Source organism: Pseudomonas sp. R76 (assembly GCF_009834565.1).
GTDB lineage: Bacteria > Pseudomonadota > Gammaproteobacteria > Pseudomonadales > Pseudomonadaceae > Aquipseudomonas.
Window position 1 is genome coordinate 3065706 of record NZ_CP019428.1, and the last position, 16353, is coordinate 3082058.

The 16353-nt window shown below is 60.2% G+C and carries 16 protein-coding genes; 10 read left to right on the forward strand and 6 right to left on the reverse strand.

The window, feature by feature from the left end:
• The first annotated feature begins 190 nt into the window (after positions 1 to 190).
• Both PspR76_RS13870 and dctM read left to right on the forward strand, forming a co-directional pair.
• Entirely contained in the window at positions 191 to 823 is a 633-nt protein-coding gene (locus PspR76_RS13870; protein ID WP_159956089.1) for a TRAP transporter small permease, read from the forward strand.
• Positions 823 to 2103, forward strand: a complete 1281-nt coding sequence (dctM, locus tag PspR76_RS13875; protein ID WP_159956090.1) for a C4-dicarboxylate TRAP transporter large permease protein DctM — start codon at positions 823 to 825, stop codon at positions 2101 to 2103. Before PspR76_RS13870 ends, dctM begins: the two co-directional genes overlap by 1 nt.
• 12 nt (positions 2104 to 2115) lie before the next feature.
• On the opposite strand, the gene idi is transcribed toward dctM, so the two are convergent.
• Positions 2116 to 3663, reverse strand: coding sequence for an isopentenyl-diphosphate Delta-isomerase (gene idi / locus PspR76_RS31255; RefSeq protein WP_237235759.1), 1548 nt, complete (start codon positions 3661 to 3663; stop codon positions 2116 to 2118).
• Positions 3664 to 3963: 300 nt separating this feature from the next.
• Between idi and PspR76_RS13890 the strand changes: the two genes are divergently transcribed.
• Complete coding sequence (locus PspR76_RS13890) at positions 3964 to 4911, forward strand: polyprenyl synthetase family protein (protein ID WP_159956091.1); 948 nt, start codon at positions 3964 to 3966, stop codon at positions 4909 to 4911.
• Between the two features lie 49 nt (positions 4912 to 4960).
• On the opposite strand, the gene ampC is transcribed toward PspR76_RS13890, so the two are convergent.
• Complete coding sequence (ampC, locus tag PspR76_RS13895) at positions 4961 to 6115, reverse strand: class C beta-lactamase (RefSeq protein WP_159956092.1); 1155 nt, start codon at positions 6113 to 6115, stop codon at positions 4961 to 4963.
• A 127-nt stretch (positions 6116 to 6242) separates the two neighbouring features.
• Between ampC and PspR76_RS13900 the strand changes: the two genes are divergently transcribed.
• A complete protein-coding gene (locus PspR76_RS13900) occupies positions 6243 to 7133 on the forward strand; it encodes a LysR family transcriptional regulator (protein ID WP_159956093.1) in 891 nt (296 codons plus the stop codon).
• Positions 7134 to 7209: 76 nt separating this feature from the next.
• Complete coding sequence (locus PspR76_RS13905; RefSeq protein ID WP_159956094.1) at positions 7210 to 8394, forward strand: DUF2252 domain-containing protein; 1185 nt, start codon at positions 7210 to 7212, stop codon at positions 8392 to 8394.
• 1381 nt (positions 8395 to 9775) lie between these two features.
• On the opposite strand, the gene yghX is transcribed toward PspR76_RS13905, so the two are convergent.
• Both yghX and PspR76_RS13915 read right to left on the reverse strand, forming a co-directional pair.
• The gene (yghX, locus tag PspR76_RS13910) at positions 9776 to 10663 is read right to left on the reverse strand and encodes a YghX family hydrolase (protein ID WP_159956096.1); all 888 of its coding nucleotides are present in this window, start codon (positions 10661 to 10663) and stop codon (positions 9776 to 9778) included.
• A gap of 44 nt (positions 10664 to 10707) precedes the next feature.
• Positions 10708 to 11202, reverse strand: coding sequence for a PaaI family thioesterase (locus tag PspR76_RS13915; protein ID WP_159956098.1), 495 nt, complete (start codon positions 11200 to 11202; stop codon positions 10708 to 10710).
• 136 nt (positions 11203 to 11338) lie between these two features.
• Here PspR76_RS13915 and PspR76_RS13920 point away from each other — a divergent pair, with 136 nt between their 5' ends.
• On the forward strand, positions 11339 to 11893 hold the full coding sequence (locus tag PspR76_RS13920; protein ID WP_442966825.1) for a YceI family protein: 555 nt from the start codon (positions 11339 to 11341) through the stop codon (positions 11891 to 11893).
• Here PspR76_RS13920 and PspR76_RS13925 read toward each other — a convergent pair.
• Positions 11890 to 12780, reverse strand: coding sequence for a DMT family transporter (locus tag PspR76_RS13925; RefSeq protein WP_159956102.1), 891 nt, complete (start codon positions 12778 to 12780; stop codon positions 11890 to 11892). The two genes, PspR76_RS13920 and PspR76_RS13925, sit on opposite strands and share 4 nt — an antisense overlap.
• An 89-nt stretch (positions 12781 to 12869) precedes the next feature.
• On the opposite strand from PspR76_RS13925, the gene PspR76_RS13930 reads away from it, so the two are divergent.
• Complete coding sequence (locus tag PspR76_RS13930) at positions 12870 to 14195, forward strand: aminotransferase-like domain-containing protein (protein WP_159956104.1); 1326 nt, start codon at positions 12870 to 12872, stop codon at positions 14193 to 14195.
• Between the two features lie 29 nt (positions 14196 to 14224).
• On the opposite strand, the gene PspR76_RS13935 is transcribed toward PspR76_RS13930, so the two are convergent.
• Positions 14225 to 14656 carry a nuclear transport factor 2 family protein gene (locus PspR76_RS13935; RefSeq protein ID WP_159956106.1) on the reverse strand — a complete coding sequence of 144 codons (432 nt, stop codon included), beginning with the start codon at positions 14654 to 14656 and terminating at the stop codon, positions 14225 to 14227.
• 257 nt (positions 14657 to 14913) lie between these two features.
• On the opposite strand from PspR76_RS13935, the gene PspR76_RS13940 reads away from it, so the two are divergent.
• From PspR76_RS13940 to PspR76_RS13950, 3 genes are read left to right on the forward strand one after another with little or no spacing between them, the layout of a single operon-like run.
• Positions 14914 to 15132, forward strand: coding sequence for a DUF6434 domain-containing protein (locus PspR76_RS13940; protein ID WP_159956108.1), 219 nt, complete (start codon positions 14914 to 14916; stop codon positions 15130 to 15132).
• Positions 15129 to 15599, forward strand: coding sequence for a RidA family protein (locus PspR76_RS13945; protein ID WP_159956110.1), 471 nt, complete (start codon positions 15129 to 15131; stop codon positions 15597 to 15599). Before PspR76_RS13940 ends, PspR76_RS13945 begins: the two co-directional genes overlap by 4 nt.
• Before the next feature lie 7 nt (positions 15600 to 15606).
• Positions 15607 to 16344: a CPBP family intramembrane glutamic endopeptidase gene (locus PspR76_RS13950; protein WP_159961428.1), complete on the forward strand. Its 738-nt coding sequence runs from the start codon at positions 15607 to 15609 to the stop codon at positions 16342 to 16344.
• Positions 16345 to 16353 lie beyond the last annotated feature (9 nt).

The following is a 16353-nucleotide window of genomic DNA, read 5'->3' on the forward strand; positions in this document are numbered from 1 at the left end:
GGCGACCACCCAAAGCTACTGTGGAAAGGGCTTTATGTGGGAGCTGGCTTGCCTGCGATGCAGGCAACTCGGTGTATCTGTAGCACCGAGTTGATCCCATCGCGGGCAAGCCCGGCTCCCACAGTGGTCCGCTTCCACAGTTTGCTCCGCTCTCCACCCCGACATCATTCCCGCTTCGCGAGGTTTTGCCATGCAAACGCTAAGGCGCGTCTGGGAGCACCTGGAGGAAGGGTTTATCGCCTTCCTGCTGGCCGCCATGACCCTGGTGACATTCGTCTACGTCATGCTCAACAACATCTACACGCTGTTCTTTGCCTTGTCCGACAAGTGGGCGTGGAGCAGCCAATTCTTCGGCGCCCTGGGCGACCACACCATGACCTGGGCCCAGGACATGACCTGGAGCGTGGCGCTGACCAAGGCCATGTTCGGCTGGCTGATTTTCTTCGGCATTTCCTATGGCGTGCGCACCGCCGGCCACCTCGGCGTGGACGCGCTGGTCAAGCTGACCAAACGCCCGGTGCAGCGCCTGCTCGGCATGCTTGCGTGCCTGTGCTGCCTGGCGTACGCCGGGCTGTTCATGGTCGCCAGCTACAAGTGGGTCAGCGCGGTGATGACCGCCCACATCGGCGCCGAAGACCTCGACCAATACGGCGTGGACGTGGGCGATATCGTGATCATCGTGCCCATCGGTTTCGCCCTGGTGTTTATCCGCTACCTGGAAATTTTCTACCGCATCTTTACCCACCGTCAGGTCGGGTTGGGCCTGGCCGACGAGGCCGGTGAGGCCAGCAAGTTGGCCGGCAGCCATGAGGAGCGTCACTGATGGCCGTGCTCTGTCTGTTTTTGCTGTTGTTCGTGTTCATGTTCCTCGGCGTGCCGATTGCGATTTCCCTCGGGTTGTCCGGCGCGGTGTCGATCCTGATGTTCAGCCAGGACTCGGTGAGTTCGCTGGCGATCAAGCTGTTTGAAACCTCCGACGCCTACACCTTCCTGGCGATTCCGTTCTTCCTGCTCTCCGGCGCGTTCATGACCACCGGCGGCGTGGCGCAACGGCTGATCGACTTCGCCAACGCCTGTGTCGGCCACATCCGTGGTGGCCTGGCGATTGCGGCGGTGTTGGCGTGCATGCTGTTTGCGGCGCTGTCCGGCTCATCGCCAGCGACGGTGGCAGCGGTGGGTTCGATTGCGGTGGCGGGCATGGTGCGTTCCGGTTACCCGAAGGAATTCGGCGCCGGCATCATCTGCAACGCCGGCACCTTGGGCATCCTGATCCCGCCGTCGATTGTGATGGTAGTGTACTCGGCGGCCACGGAAACTTCGGTGGGCAAGCTGTTTATGGCCGGGGTGATTCCTGGGTTGCTGTTGGGCCTGATGCTGATGGTCGCGATCTACATCGTCGCGCGCATCAAAAAGCTGCCGGCGCAGCCACGCGCGACCTTTCGCGAATGGCTGACCTGCGCGCGCCGTGCCTTCTGGGGCTTGCTGTTGCTGGTGATCATCCTCGGCGGCATCTACAGCGGCATGTTCACGCCGACGGAAGCAGCGGCGGTGGCGGCGGTGTACTCGGCGTTCGTGGCTTTGTTCGTTTACAAGGACATGAAACTGCGTGACTGCCCCAAGGTGCTGCTGGAGTCCGGACGCCTGGCGATCATGCTGATGTTTATCATCGCCAACGCCATGCTGTTTGCCCACGTGCTGACCACCGAACAAATCCCGCAGGAAATCACCGCCTGGGTGATCTCCGAAGGCCTCACGCCGATTGGCTTTTTGATCATGGTCAACATCGTGTTGCTGGTGGCGGGCAGCTTCATGGAGCCGTCGGCCATCGTGCTGATCCTGGCGCCGATCTTCTTCCCGATCGCGATGAAGCTGGGCATTGACCCGATTCACTTGGGGATTGTGATGGTGGTCAATATGGAAATCGGCCTGGTGCACCCGCCGGTGGGGTTGAACCTGTTCGTGACCTCGGCGGTGACCGGTTTGACGCTGGGGCAGACCATCCGCGCGGCGTTGCCGTGGCTGATGATCCTGCTGGTGTTCCTGATTATGGTGACTTACTTGCCGTTTATCTCGCTGGCGTTGCCGCACTGGCTGGGGATGTAAAGGCAGCGCTGATTACTCGCCCTTGAAGCGTATTTCTCGATAGCGCGGCACTGCCAGGTGCCAGGCGATGTTGCCGCGCCATAGATCATGCAGGGCTTGGGCGCAGATCATCGCTTGCTCCTGAGCCCGCTCTTCATAGCCCAGCGCTGCCAGGCGCTCGGGCAGCGCGGCCTGAGCCCGTGCGAACTGTGTGGCCCACTGGTCGATGCGTTGCGACACTTGGCTCGCGGCTTGCGCCGCGCCAAGGCCTTGGGTGTGCCTCAGGTGAGTGAGCAGGTTGTAGATGTCTTCATCAGGGTTTTCCATGATCCGAAACGACAGCAAGTCGTTGACGGCCTTCAGCAAGTTCAAGGCCAGGCTGCGCAGTTCCTGCCAGGGTTGGCTGTAGTAAAGTGCCGACGATAATTGGATGTTTTGCACCAGGTAGATGAACTCGAGACAGACTTGAAAACCGCCAGCGTTTTGCCAGAGCGTTTCATAACCTTCCACACCCGGCTGTGTGTGGTTGATGCGGTGCATCAACGCGGTAGTAGAGGGCGTCAGGTACGTTGAGTATTGCTCGCCAACGCGCTGTTTCCAGAGTGGCGGCATCAGGCGCGACGCGCGCCGGATGATATCTGCCAGCGCACGCGCCAAGGGCTCTCGGTTGGTGGTGTCGCCTGTGAAGGCAGTGGTGTAAACGCCCCGAATCAAGCGTTCAAGGGTTTCGGGATTATTGCAGTCTTCGTCAGCAAGGTCGTCCTGGCAACTGAACCATCCCACCAGGTCGGAAAGAATGAGCAGTATCTCAAGGGGGGCAGCACTCCACATGTAACCGGCGTATTTACCCGGAACGTATATGTCCAATCGGCGGGTGGTTTCGGGGCTGTCTTCCAACCCCATGGACTTGAGCCATTGACGCGTGTGCTGTTGGACCTGATCCGTAAAGGGGCTCAGCGGGTACGTGGCTGTTTCAAGCCAGCGGGGTAAATGGAAGGGAGCAACCGACGGCGGGGTGCTATGCGGCGATGAGGGTGAGGGCGCGTGCTCCGGTGTACCTGCCCACTTGGCTATCTCATTTAACCCGTAATGCTCGATCAGTGTGCGAAACCAAATCGTGAAGGTATCGGGTGCGTTCTCCAGCTCATCCTGCAAGTCGAGAGGGTGTACCCAACGCCAGGCCTTGGCTTCATCAGGGGCAGGATTGGGTGCTGCGTCACTGATACCCACGAAGACATGATCGTATTCGTACTCCATCAACGCTTGCGACACCTGTGCTTGGTAGGTGAATGTAAAGCGCTCGACCAATTCACAAGCCAGCCCCATCTCTTCCATCAGTCGACGTTTTGCCGCATCCAGCGTCTTCTCGCCCAGTCGTGGATGCCCGCAGCAGGTATTACTCCACAGTCCAGGGGAGTGGTACTTGCCGTCCGCTCTTTGTTGCAGAAGTACACGAGCCTCCCGGTCGAACAAGAAGATAGAGAACGCACGGTGCAACAAGTTTTTTTGGTGCGCGCGCAGTTTTCCGGCAGTGCCTATCTGCTGATCATTAAGGTCAACGAGTATGAGTAGATCTTCCATTGTGCAGTCATCGGGCAGGGCTGTGAGATAACTTATAGTGCTGAATGGGGCGGCAAGCTTATTTTTTTTACAGGGATTTGCAGCGAAGGGCTTATGCCTTTTGTTTTTTATATCGGGGATTTTAATTTCGTTAAAGTTTGTTGGTGTACTCATAACATTGCTAGCGTTGAGTGAGTAGCAATGTTGCCCACGCAAAGCAGTGGCCTGTGTTGTGTTGATGGTCTTTTACGCGTGAAGAAAACACTGTGTAAAAAGTGAGAATGGACGCTCTCATACCTTTCAGCCAACGAGGTCGTGAAGATGGTCAATTCCTGCTTGTCATTTGATAATGCCTGGTACTTGGGTGCCAAAGCCCAGTGGTCTGAGCCTTTCATGTATCAAGAACGCACACCTGGAAAGCTCGTGCGAACGGAGCTTGCGTGGGCGCTCTGCGCGCTATACGGCGTGCCTTGCGCTCAAACCCACGTGCTGTGCGCTGCCATAGAGCGAATGAACCTGTCTTCATTGATTCATGACGACCTGCTCGACGGGGACAGTTTGCGCCGAGGCATTCCAACGGTGTGGAAGCAATATGGCCCGGAAGTTGCGCTGGTCTCAGGCATGTACGGTTACTTGGACGGGCTGAGAATGCTCGCTGAGTTAAATGATATGAATATTGTCCGCGCCGGCATAGAGAGTCTTGAGTGCCTGCATGTGGGTCAGTACTTGGATGCTCAAGTAAGTGCCGGTGAAACGTTGCCCTCCCTGGAAGAGTATGGCTGCATCGCTCAAGCCAATACGGGTTGTTTTTTCATGTTTTTATTAAATGCCTGTCAGTGTTTAAGGGCGCTGGATGTTGACACCTATAGCTTACTTAAGTCGATGATGAACCTGTTGGGTGTCTATTATCGCTACGTCAATGATTACTGCGATATTAATCATATCCCTCATTTTGAGAAGAAAAGCTTTGCAATGGATCTGGAAGGGGGCCCAAAGTCATTTCTAATGATCCTGGCTAACAGGCCATTGGTGAAGGGCGCGTTAACGGCGGATCAGAAAAGACAAATTATTCAGGACTTCGGTGAGGCCGGTGTATTTGACGCCGCCCTGGCGCTGATGGAGGCAACCTACGCACAGCTTCTCAGTTACTTGGAGGCTGTGAGGCAGTGCAAGGGTGCGGTCAATATCAATATGCTGGAGGTGTTTTTAAGTACCCTGCATTTCCAGCCTGGCCCGGATGACAATTACTACAAGCGCGTGCTCGCTTAACGCCGTCGCGGCCACGTGTGCCCGCGACGGTCGGGAACAGGCTTGCCGCTTAGTGATCCATCGCACTCAAGATCGCATGCGCCACCTTGACCCGTTCAGCATTCGGGTAATTCTTGTTCGCCAACATCACCACGCCGATGTCCTTGCTCGGCACGTACACCACGTACGCGCCAAAACCGCCGGTTGAGCCGGTTTTGTTGTACAGCACGTTCGCCGGTTGCGGCTGGGCCGGTGTCAGCCAAGTGACCTTGTGCGGCTCCATTGCCATCGGCGTGGAGTTGCCCTCCAGCAGGGCTTGCAGCGTGATCGGGTAAGGGTAGCGTTCCCAACCCAGGCCTTGGGTCATGCCGTTCACGGTGTAGTAACCCGCGTGGGTGGTGGCAATCGCCTGCTGCAGCGGTTTTTCCAGGGTTTGCGGGTGCATGTTCACCATTACGTAGTGGGCCATGTCCTGGGCGCTGGTCTTGATGCCATAGGCTTCGCTGTCGAGTGCACCGGGGCTGACGCGGATGGGCTTCAAGTTCTTGTCATAGCCCTGGGCGTACAGGCTGGATTTGTCGGCGGGCACGCTGACGTGGGTGTTGGTCAAGCCCAGCTTGGGCAGCAGGGTTTTCTCCATGGCCACGTTGAACGGTTGGCCAAGGCTTTGCGCCGACAGGTAGCCGAACAGCCCGATGCTCGGGTTGGAATACAAACGTTGTGTACCTGGCGTGTAAGTCGGCTTCCAATGCTGGAAGTAGCCGAGCATGGTCTCAGGGCTGTCGGCCGCGTCCGGGAACTGCAGGGGCAGGCCGCCGGGGGTGTAGGTCGCCAGTTGCACCAGGCTGATCTTGTCGAAAGCGCTGCCGGCCAACGCGGGCAGGTGCTGGCTGGCGATGTCCGAGAGCTTGAGCTTGCCGGTCGCCTGGGCATAGCCGCCGAGGGTGGCGGTGAAGGTTTTGCTCACCGAGCCGATCTCGAACAGGGTGTTTTCGCTGACCGGTTGCTGGGTTTCTTTTGACGCCGTGCCGTAGTTAAAGTAATGCACCTTGCCGTTCTGAACCACGGCGACCGCCAGGCCCGGAATCGCCTGCTGTTGCATCAACGGTTTTACGCTGGCGTCTACCACGGCTTGCAGGTCTGTGGCCGCCAGGCAGTTGCCGGCTGCCAGCAATACAGCCAGGGCGTTTAAATTACGCACTCCAAACAGAGAAAGTTGGGGCATGATGTCGCTTCCATGAGGTGATCGATTAAATAGATAGCCTGCGCAGGCGGGGCAAATGTAGGCAGTTTGCCGGCCGCGATCAAACGATCATATCTTGCACCAGCCATTAGATAAATTAGGGTCAAGCATGCTGCGTTCCCATCTGCCGCTCAATGCCTTGCGCGCGTTCGAGGCGTCGGCCCGCCACTTGAGCTTTACCCGCGCCGCGATTGAGCTGTGCGTGACCCAGGCGGCGGTCAGCCATCAGGTCAAGAGCCTGGAAGCACAACTCAATGTCACCTTGTTCAAGCGCTTGCCACGCGGCTTGATGCTCACCAGTGAGGGCGAGACCTTGCTGCCGGTGGTGCGCGAATCGTTTGACCGCATTGCCCAGACGCTCAACCAGTTTGAAGGTGGGCATTATCGCGAAGTGCTTACCGTGGGCGCGGTGGGCACCTTTACCGTGGGTTGGCTGCTGCCGCGCCTGCCGGACTTTCAGGCGCGCTACCCGTTTATCGACCTGCGCCTGTCCACCCACAACAACCGCGTCGACGTAGCCGCCGAAGGCCTGGATTACGCGATCCGTTTCGGCGCTGGAGCCTGGCACGGCACCGACGCCTGCGAGCTGCTCGCAGCGCCGCTGACCGTGCTGTGTACGCCCACGCTGGCCGAGCAATTGCGCACGCCGGCCGACCTGTTGAAGCACACGCTGCTGCGCTCCTACCGCGCCGATGAGTGGACCCAATGGTTCCAGGCCGCAGGCCTGCCCGCCGACACCGTCGTGCCGCGCAGCATTGTGTTCGATTCGTCACTGGCAATGATGGAGGCGGCGCAGCAAGGCATCGGCGTGGCATTGGCCCCGGCGATGATGTTCTGGCGGCAATTGGCGACGGACGTGATTCGCCAGCCGTTCGATATCGGCATTACCACCGGCAGTTATTGGCTGACGCGCTTGCAGTCGCGGGCGGAGACTTCGGCGATGCTGGCGTTCAAGGGCTGGCTGGAGGAATTGTCGGCAGCGCATCGAAAGCTGTCCTAAGGCCATTAATTTGAAACAAAATGAAACATTCTCTCGGCGGCAGCGATCTACAGTTTCTCCCGCCTTGAGTTCATCCATGAAAACCCCGCGCCCCGCCGACCGCATGCCCCACCTCACGCAACTACGCAATTTGAAGATGGCGCGTTCCGCCCATGCCTATGTACGTGGCAGCACGGTGCAGTTTTACGAATGGCTGCACAGCCAACCCGGCCGCCGCTTGCCCCACGGCCCGGCGATCTGGATCTGCGGCGATTGCCATGCGGGCAACCTCGGCCCGACCGGCGACACTAAAGGCCGTATCGACATGCACATCCGCGACCTCGACCAGACCGTGATCGGCAACCCCGCCCACGACCTGGTGCGCCTGGCGCTGTCGTTGGCCACCGCCGCGCGCGGCTCGGACCTGCCGGGGGTGACCACCGCGCGCATGCTCGAAGAAATGATGGTCGGCTACGAGCAGGCCTTTAAAGACAAACCCGATGAAGCACCGCCACGTCCGTCCCAGGTCAAGGCCGGCATGCGCAGCGCGGTGGAACGCACGTGGAAGAACTTGGCGCGTGAACGCATTGAAAACGTACGACCGACGATTCCGCTGGGCAAGCATTTCTGGTCGCTGTCGCGCGCAGAAAAGGCTGCGCTGAAGACGCTGTGCGCCTCCGATGAGCTCCACCAGTTGGTCACCTCACTCAAAGGCCGGCCAAAAGACGCCGAAGTTGAACTGCTGGATTGCGCCTATTGGGTCAAGGGCTGCAGCTCCCTCGGCCTGTTGCGCTATGCGGTACTGCTGGGCGTGGGCGACAAGGATGATCAGGAATATTGCCTGATCGACATCAAGGAAGCCGTCGGCGCCGCTGCACCGCGTGCGGCCCGCGCGAAGATGCCCAGGGATAACGGGCGCCGAGTGGTGGAGGGCGCGCGCCAGCTGTCACCGGGGCTGGGTGAACGCATGTTGGCGACGCGCTTTTTGGACCACGGATTTTTCATCCGCGAGTTGCTGCCCCAGGACATGAAGCTGGAGCTGGATGAACTCAGCGAGACCGATGCGATGCACGCCGCCGGCTACCTGGCCCGCGTGGTCGGCATCGCCCACGCCCGACAGATGGACCGCGATACGCGCAAGGAATGGATGGCCGTGCTGCAGGAGAACCGCTCGAAACAGCTGGATGCGCCGTCATGGTTATGGACCAGTGTGGTGCAGTTGGTGGGCAGCCATGAGCAGGGTTATCTCAACCATTGCCGGCGGTATGCGTTGGAGCATTGATCTAGCGAGCAGCGACGAGCAAATGTGGGAGCTGGCTTGCCTGCGATAGCGTTGTGTCAGCCAGCCTAAATGTCACTAACAGACCGCCATCGCAGGCAAGCCAGCTCCCACAGTTTGCCCGCGTTTCAAATCAGGTCATGCAGGGCGCGGCGATGAGCAACTGGATAAATGCGGTCCACCTGTGGGAGCTGGCTTGCCTGCGATAGCGGTGGATCAGCCAGCCTATTTATCACTGACAGACCGCCATCGCAGGCAAGCCAGCTCCCACAATTTGCCCGTGTTTCAAATCAAGTCATGCAGGGCACGGCGCTCAGCAACCGGATCAACACAGCCCATCTGTGGGAGCTGGCTTGCCTGCGATAGCAGTGAATCAGCCAGCCTATCTATCACTGACAGACCGCCATCGCAGGCAAGCCAGCTCCCACAATTTGCCCGTGTTTCAAATCAGGTCATGCAGGGCGCGGCGATGAGCAACTGGTTCAACACAGCCCACCTGTGGGAGCGGGCTTGCCTGCGATAGCGGTGGATCAGCCAGCCTATTTATCACTGACAGACCGCCATCGCAGGCAAGCCAGCTCCCACAGTTTGCCCGCGTTTCAAATCAAGTCATGCAGGGCGCGGCGATCAGCAACTGGATAAATGCGGTCCACCTGTGGGAGCGGGCTTGCTCGCGAAAGCGGTGGATCAGCCAGCCTATTTATCACTAACAGACCGCCTTCGCAGGCAAGCCAGCTCCCACAATTTGCCCAAGTTTCAAATCAAGTCATGCAGGGCACGGCGCTCAGCAACTGGTTCAACACCGCCCACCTGTGGGAGCTGGGTTGCCTGTAATAGCGGTGGATCAGCCAGCCCATTTATCACTGACAGACCGCCATCGCAGGCAAGCCAGCTCCCACAGTTTGCCCGCGTTTCAAATCAAGTCATGCAGGGCACGGCGATCAGCAACTGGATAAATGCGGTCCACCTGTGGGAGCTGGCTTGCCTGCGATAGCAGTGAATCAGCCAGCCCATGTGTCACTGACAGACCGCCTTCGCAGGCAAGCCAGCTCCCACAGTTTGCCCGCGTTTCAAATCAAGTCATGCAGTGTACGGCGATCAGCAACTGGATAAATGCGGTCCACCTGTGGGAGCTGGCTTGCTCGCGAAAGCGGTGGATCAGCCAGCCTATTTATCACTGACAGACCGCCTTCGCAGGCAAGCCAGCTTCCACCATTTGACCGTGTTTCAAATCAAGTCATGCAGGGCACGGCGATGAGCAACTGGATAAATGCGGTCCACCTGTGGGAGCGGGCTTGCTCGCGAAAGCGGTGAATCAGCCAGCCCATTTATCACTGACAGACCGCCTTCGCAGGCAAGCCAGCTCCCACATTTCAGAGTCTGATCAGGCCAGGTATTTGTGGAACCACCCAAGGGTTCTTTCCCACGCCAGATTCGCCGCCGCCTCGTCATACCTTGGCGTCGAATCATTATGAAACCCATGGTTGGCGCCCTTGTAGATATACGCCTCATAGGTCGTACCCGCTGCCTTCAGCGCCTTCTCATACGCCGGCCAACCCTCGTTGATCCGCGTATCCAACTCGCCGTAATGCAACATGATCGGCGCCTTGATGCGGGGCACATCTTTCGCTTCCGGCTGCTTCCCGTAGAACGACACCGCCGCGCCCAACTCCGGATACGCCACCGCCGCCGCATTGGTCACGCCGCCGCCATAGCAGAAGCCGGTTATCCCGACTTTGCCGGTGCTGCTGTCGTGGTGCATCAGCCATTCGATGGCGGCGAAGAAGTCGTTCATGAGTTTTTCCGGGTCGACTTTTTGCTGCAATTCCACGCCTTTTTCATCGTTGCCGGGGTAGCCGCCCATTGAGGTCAGGCCGTCGGGCGCCAGGGCGATGAAGCCGGCTTTGGCCAGGCGGCGGGCGACGTCTTCGATATACGGGTTGAGGCCGCGGTTTTCGTGCACCACCACCACCGCCGGCAGTTTGCCGCTGGCGTTGGCCGGGCGCACCAGGTAACCGCGCACGGTGCCGTTGCCTTTGGGCGAGGGGTAGGTGATGTAGTCGGCGACGATGTCCGGGTCGGTGAATTTGACTTGTTCGGCCAGCGCGTAGTTGGGGCTCAGTGCCGCCAGCAGCGCGGAGGCCGTGAGACCGCCGAAGGTGAACAGCGCGGCGCGGTCGAGAAATTCGCGGCGGTTGAGCTTGCCGTGGGCGTAGCCGTCATAGAGTTCCAGCAGTTCGGGGGCAAAGTCTTTCGCGGTGAGACGAGTCATCGGTGCAATCCTCGATTAGCGGTGGCAATCAATGTAGACCAGGATCAGCCCTCGCGACCATGCGCGGCGGCGGCCAGTTGGCCGGTGTCGACGCGCACGAACACCGAGTCGCCGATAGCCGTGAGCACGTCACCGGCGTACACCTCACAGACCACGCGGCTTTTGCGCCCCACCTCACCCTCGACCCGCGCGCGCAGGCTCAGCGTGACGCCCATGGGCGTGGGCTTGATGAATTTGATGCCGAGGTTGCCGGTGACGCAGTCGATGCGCGGCAAGCTGCCGGGTTCGCGCTGTTCGGCGCGGTAGTGGTAGGCCATCGCCGTCCAGTTGGAGTGGCAGTCCACCAGCATGGCGATCAGGCCGCCGTAGACCAGGTCGGGCCAGCCGCTGTACTTGGCCTCGGGCTGATGCTCGGCGATGACATGGACGCCATCGGCAGCCCAGCGGCTCTTGATGTGCAGGCCATGCGGGTTACTGCCGCCGCAGCCGTAGCAGATGCCTTCGGGGGCGGTGGTGTCCTGCAGGGAAGGGGTGTGCATGCAAAGTCCTTATTGTTTCTTTTGGCGACTACTTTGTTTAGCAGGGCGCGCACCGAAAGGGAATAAATCCATGGCATGGCGTGTTAGCTCAGCACCTGTGTCCTTTTCTTTTGCGGAGTGTTCCATGAAGCGTCAAATGTCCAAGGTGTGCTTGCTGGCGCTGGTCTTCGGTTGGTTGGCCAACGCGCAGGCCGTGGAATACAAAGATGTGAACCGCACGGCCAGCCAGATCAGCTTTACCTTTCAGCAGTTCGGGCAGCGCGTGTATGGCACCTTCAGCGACTTTGAGGGCACCCTGAGTTTCGACACGCAAAAGCCCGAGGCGGCGCATGCCTTGCTCAAGATCCAGCTCGCCAGCATCGATGCCGGCAGCCAGGACGCCAATACCCAGCTGCAGCAGCCCGCCTGGTTCGACACCGCGGCCTATCCGGTCGGCGTGTATGAATCCAACGGCGCCGCCGCGCTGGGCGATAACCGCTACAAGATCACCGGCAACCTGACGATCAAAGGCATCACGCGGCCGGTGGACATCACTGTGTTGCTCAAGGAGCAAAGCGGCATTGGCGTGTTCGACGGTGAATTCGTGCTCAAACGCGACGACTTCAAGATCGGCGAGGGCGAGTGGGCCGGCAACAGCGTGGTGTCCAACGACATCAACATCAAATTCAAGATGGTCGCGCCGCAGCGTTAACGTGCAAACCGTTTCGCGCCGGCCACGCAGGCGATCACCGCAACCGTGACCAGCAGCATGCCCAGGCTGACCTGCTCATGCAGCAGGCCCGCCGCCAATGCCAGGCCGAAGAACGGTTGCAGCAACTGCAATTGGCCGACGGCGGCGATGCCACCCTGGGCCAGGCCGCGATACCAGAACACAAAACCGATCAGCATGCTGAACAGCGCCACATACCCCAGGCTCAGCCAGGCGGGCAGGCTGATGCCGCTCAAGGTGGGCGGCGCGAGGATCACACTCAGCGGCGCCACCACCGGCAGCGACAGCACCAGCGCCCAGCAGATCACCTGCCAGCCGCCCAGGCTGCGCGACAACTTGGCGCCCTCGGCATAACCCAAACCGCACACCAGCACCGCCAGCAGCATCAGCACGTCACCGACCGGCGCGGCACTCAAGCCTTGGGCGAAGGCGTAGCCCATCACCAACAGGCTGCCGAGAATCGAAAACAGCCAGAACACCGGGCGCGGCCGCTCACCGCCACGCAGCACGCCAAACACCGCCGTGGCCAGCGGCAGCAGGCCGATGAAGACGATGGAGTGCGCCGAGGTCACGTATTGCAGCGCCAGCGCCGTCAGCAGCGGGAAGCCAATCACTACGCCGAGCGCGACGATTGCCAACGGCATCCATTGCGCGCGCGCCGGGCGTTTCTCCTTGAACAGCCACAGCAGGCACAACCCCAGCGCCGCAGCCAGGGTGGCGCGGATCATGGTCAGGAACACCGGGTCGAATTCCATCACCGCCAGGCGCGTGGCCGGCAATGAGCCGCTGAAGATCACCACGCCGATAAAGCCATTGACCCAGCCTTGGGCGCTGCTATCGAGGGTGTTGAGGCGCGAGGTGCGTTCCATAAGGGCCTGCTCGAAAAAGATAAGTTGCGTTCGGTCATCCTAGGATTGAAGATTAAGACAATCAAAAAATTGTCATGGATACACCGCCTATGCCGCGCGCCCGCTACAAGTCGCTGGTCGACACCTTCGCCGAGAACATCCGCAGCGGCACACTGGCGCCCGGCACACGCCTGCCGACCCATCGACAATTGGCCGCCGACCACGGCCTGGCGTTGGTCACCGCCAGCCGCGTGTACACCGAGCTTGAAGCCATGGGCCTGGTCAGCGGTGAAACCGGGCGCGGCACCTTCGTGCGTGAGATCGCGTTACCGCCGGGGCAGGGCAGTGGGCAGATGACCATCGGCACCGGCATGCTCGACCTCAATTTCAACTACCCGTCGCTGCCGGGCCAGGCCGACCTGTTGCGCACGGCCTTGCGCCAACTGGCGCTGTCGGGCGACCTGGAAGCGCTGCTGCGCTATCAGCCCCATGCCGGGCGCCTGCACGAGCGCGCGGCGGTGGCGCGGCACGTGTTGAGCCGAGGGCTGGCGGTCGAGGCCGAGCAGGTGCTGGTGGTCAGCGGCGCCCAACACGGCTTGGCCGTAACGATGATGGCAATGCTCAAGCCTGGCGACGTGGTTGCTGTTGATGCGCTGACCTATTCAGGCTTCAAGGTGCTGGCCGAAACCCTGCACTTGGAAATCGTCGCGATACCGGTCAGCGCCAGCGGGCCGGACCTGGACGCACTGCAACGCCTGTGCAGCAAGCGCCCGGTGCGCGCGGTGTACAGCATTCCGACGCTGCACAACCCGTTGGGCTGGGTGATGAGCCTGGCGCAGCGCGAGCAACTGGTCGGGGTTGCCCGTCAGCACAACCTGATGATCATCGAGGATGCGGCCTACGCGTTTCTGGCCGCAGACGCGCCGCCGCCACTGGCGACTTTGGCGCCGGAGCGCACGGTGTACGTCGGCGGGTTTTCCAAAAGCGTTGCTACCGGTTTACGCGTTGGGTTTCTTGCGGCGCCGGCGGCGTGGGTAAAGAAGCTGGAGCGCACCATCATGGCCACCACCTGGAACGTGCCGGGGGTGATGAGCGCACTGGCCGTGGCCTGGATCGAAGACGGCACCGTCGCCCACTTGGAAGCGCAAAAGCGCCAGGACGCCCAGGCGCGACAAGCCCTGGCGGCGCAGGTGTTGGACGGCGTGAATTACATCAGCCATCCCTCGTCGTATTTTCTATGGTTGCCGCTGGGGGAAGATGTGCGGGCTGATCAGGTGGCCATGGCCTTGCAGCGGGAGGGTATTTCGGTGTCCACCGCCGAGCCGTTTGCCGTCTCGGCAACCGTGCCGCACGCGCTACGTTTGGCCTTGGGCTCGGTGGACATGCAGGCGTTGCGCGAAGCGCTGGTGAAGGTGCGCGAGGTGGTGCGCTGGTGAGCTGACGCCGGTCAGCTCACCGTCAGCCATCAGTATTTGTAAGCCTGACGCCCGATCAGCAGCCATTTGCCTTTTTGCTTCTGCCAGACCTGGAAGTTGTCGATGTCGGTTGGCGTGTCGACGCCGCTGTTCACCGCCAGCGCGTGAAAGTGGTTGCGCACCAGGGCGGTGTCGCCGTCGAGGGTGATGGTCTGGTTCTGCATTTCGAGGGTTTTGAAGGCGCTGGTGTGGGTTTCAAGGTCCGCGATGAATTGCGCTTTGTTCTGCACCTTGCCGCTGGAGTGGCCGTAGGTGAGTTTGTCGGAGGTCAAGGCGTGAAGCTGCTTGAGGTCCAGGTGCAGCATGGCTTGGGTCAGTTGGTCGACCGCTTGGGCCACATCCTTCTCGGCAGGGGCAGGCGCAGCTGCGACGTAGCCGGTGAACAGGCACAGAAAACCGATCAGCACTTTGACGTTTGGCATGGGTGTTTCCTTATTGTTGTTGGGGCGGATGCGACAATTTAAGTCGTCGTACAACCATGCAATATTTTCGGTGGGGAAGGAAAGTGAAATTTTGAAATATCTTGAAAAGGTTGGCGGATTTGCCGTTATAAGCAATTAGGGTTCTTGTACGACATCCCAACACTGCCTGAATGCTCAAGCGTTTCTTCATGCTGCTTCCTGCCCAACAAGCACCTCGCTATGCTACTGCCGAAAGCACACACTGCCCGAGAGACGAAATGGATTTTGACTGGCACAGCGACGCCATCACTCGCGCCACTCCCGTGACCCCACACTACAAAAATACCCAGAACGTACGCCGTTTCATGCTTGAACACTGTGGCCCAGCGTTCAAGTTCGACCGGCCATTCATGGCCTGGATTCGCAACGACATCCCCAAGACCCTGGGCGATGTGGTGGATGAATGGCAACGTCGACACGAGGAATCACGCCCATGACCCGCGATGAAAAATACCAGGCCGCGCAACAGCGCATCGGCTATCAACTGGACGAATTCAAAGTCGGCGGCAATTACACGCCGCTGGTTCGCGATGGCGACCACCTGTACATCAGCGGCCAGATTCCGCGTGTGGGCGACACGATTGTGCTGCCGGGCAAAGTCGGCGACAGCCTGACCCTGGCCCAGGCGCAAATCGCCGCGGGTATCAGCGCGCTGCGTTGCCTGGGTTTGCTCAAGCAGGCGCTGGGTTCGTTGGACCAGATCAAGGCAATCCCGCGCATCACCGTGTATGTGCGCAGTGCTGAGGATTTTGACCAGCAGAGCGAAGTGGCCAACGGCGCCTCGGACCTGCTGCACGAGATCCTCGGCAGCGCCGGGGTGCATACGCGGACCTCGGTGGGGGTGATGCAGTTGCCGAAGTCGGCAGCGGTCGAGGTCGACATGATTGCTGTGGCCCACGGCTGAGTCGTCGATGATCACCCAGGGCCTGGAGGTATTGATTGATTACAGCGCCCACGTGGCGCCGGGCCTGTTGCTGTTTGGCCTGTGGTTCACGCTAACGCCCAGGGCGTTGGGCGCGATGCGCATCCTGATCCTGCTGGCAGCCTTTGTATTGATGCGCGATGCGATGACGCCCTTGGGAATGTGGGCGCTCAGCAGCGACGTGCAGATCGCGTTCAGCGCCAATGCGTTTGTATTGGCGGCACTGGGCGGGCTCTCGGTGTTGCTGATCATGCTGCTGGCACGCCTGGCACCGGAGTTGTGGCGGCTGGTGCGCTGGTCTATCGGCAACCCGGTCGTTGGTCTGGCCGTCGGGCTTCTCGTGGGTTGTTTGATTGGCGTGCCGCTGCGGGTTTACCAAGGTATCGAGGCGTCCGGGATTCACGGTTATTGGGTGTGGCTGCCGGGCATGGTGGTCTTGGCCTACGGCGCCAATGCCTTGGAAGAGGTGTTGTTTCGCGGGTTCTTGCAGGGCTACCTGGAGCAACAGGTGACGCCATTGCGTGCGGCGTTGATCAGCGGCGTGGCGTTTGCGGCGTGCCATGCTTTCCTGGCGTTGAGCGTCACCCAGCTAGGCTGGCCGGTGTTGCTGTTCACCCTGATCGAAGGGCTGGCCTGCGCACTGGTGCGCATGCGCTATGGCGTGCTGCCGGCGACCCTGGCCCACGGCACCGCCATCCTGCTGATCGCCGTGCCCTACCTGACTTGATGTGAAATG